Source organism: Teichococcus deserti (assembly GCF_001982615.1).
Lineage (GTDB): Bacteria > Pseudomonadota > Alphaproteobacteria > Acetobacterales > Acetobacteraceae > Pseudoroseomonas > Pseudoroseomonas deserti.
Genome location: NZ_MLCO01000253.1, coordinates 1 through 1,566, shown reverse-complemented (window position 1 = coordinate 1,566; position 1,566 = coordinate 1). Strand labels below are relative to the sequence as shown.

2 protein-coding genes are annotated in these 1,566 nt (G+C 51.1%); one reads left to right on the top strand and one right to left on the bottom strand.

Annotation, left to right across the window (positions count from 1 at the left end; translation table 11 throughout):
* The first annotated feature begins 236 nt into the window (after nucleotides 1–236).
* Complete coding sequence (locus BKE38_RS31600; RefSeq protein WP_131829690.1) at nucleotides 237–788, top strand: hypothetical protein; 552 nt, start codon at nucleotides 237–239, stop codon at nucleotides 786–788.
* A 174-nt stretch (nucleotides 789–962) separates the two neighbouring features.
* On the opposite strand, the gene BKE38_RS22655 is transcribed toward BKE38_RS31600, so the two are convergent.
* The coding region (locus BKE38_RS22655; RefSeq protein ID WP_131829689.1) for a M20/M25/M40 family metallo-hydrolase at nucleotides 963–1,566 on the bottom strand (604 nt) is incomplete at its 5' end.

Genomic DNA, 1,566 nt, shown 5'->3' with positions numbered 1-1,566 from the left:
GGGGGGTAGAGGCTGGGGAAAGGGAGTGAGGCAGGGGGCGAATAGGTATTTCATTCAAAATAGAATTTCATCACATGAATTAATCATTTAATATTTAAACTATTAAATGATAGTCTAGCTTCGATTGGAATTTTTACATCATTCGACGTCATTGCCGCATATTTCGATAAACATAGTGCAATTTTAGAATGATTCGGTTACGATCTTTGGGTGTCTTGATGAGGCGGTCTGCCGCGATGGCTCTTTACTATTTTGGCCTTGGGTTCTTGGGGATTCGATGGGCGTCGTCACTATTGTCGGAGCGGATAGCGGCTCGTGCGGCGGCAGAGCCGATAAAGGAAATTCTTAGTGAAATTAAGAAATCAATCCGAGATATTCTATTATCTCAAAATTTAATTTTACTGACAACAATCTTCATTGGATTATTCCGGCCTAATCTGGGGTTAATATTGTATTGGGCGTGTTATTTTGGAATATTTGTTTTTGGGATTTATAAATTAAGTAAAATTTGGCTTATAATAGAATTATGCTGGAGATACGGAAGCATAGAAGCTGGGATTGCAGCTGAAGTCAGAAATAGAATTTACATGGACTCACCAGCAAAATTTCTTGCCCTTGCTGTTATTGTTGATATCGAGAAAATATGCAATGACGTATCAAAAATAATATGGAAGTCGTGCAAGAGGGCTATATATGCTCTAATTTCTGTTTCTGTTTTGAATTGGATTATCGTGAGATTTATTATTTTTCCTATATTTGATTTTGAGGCGTATCTTGCTGATTTATAATTTACTTTTTTTGAGATTTACTGTGCGTATTGTCTTTGAGATGAGTTTGCAGGGGTAGGTATTGATAAGAAGTTCAGCCCAGAAATAAGGATATGGGGGAGAATTCATTCCCCCCCCCAGCCTTCAAGCCAAAGCTTCTCTAAACAGTCCTAAGCTAATTGAACCCGAAACGCCTCAAACGCTCGCCAACAACCCCGCGAACATCCGCGCCCGCGGCACCAGGCTGTCGATCAGCAGGTGTTCCTGCAGGGTGTGGATGCCGGCGCCCTGGACGCCCAACCCGTCGAGCGTCGGGATCCCCATCGCCCCCGTGAAGTTCCCGTCCGACCCGCCGCCGGCGCTGGCATGCGGCAGGCCGAGGCCGAGCCTGCCCGCCAGCGCCTTGGCCGTGCCGTAGAGGCGCATCGTCCCGGCATCGGGTTCCCAGACGGGGCGGGTGACGCCGCGCTTCACCTCCAGGCCGACATCGGATTGCGTCCCCAGGCCCAGCATCTGCTCGACGGCGCGGTCCAGGTCGTCCTGGCGCTTGGCCATCGACAGGGCTTCGGCGTCGCAATGGGTGGCGACGCAGTTGACCCATTGGCCGCCATGGATGACGCCGACGGAGAAGGTGCAGGCGTCCGTCGTCATCGCCTCGATGGCGACGATCTGCTTGCACATCTCGCGGATGGCGCTGCGGCCGTCGGCAAGGGCGGAGCCCGCGTGGCTCGGGCGCCCGGTGGTGCGCAGGTTGAAGCGGGCGATGGCGTAGCGGCCGGTGACGACGCCGCCGTCGGGG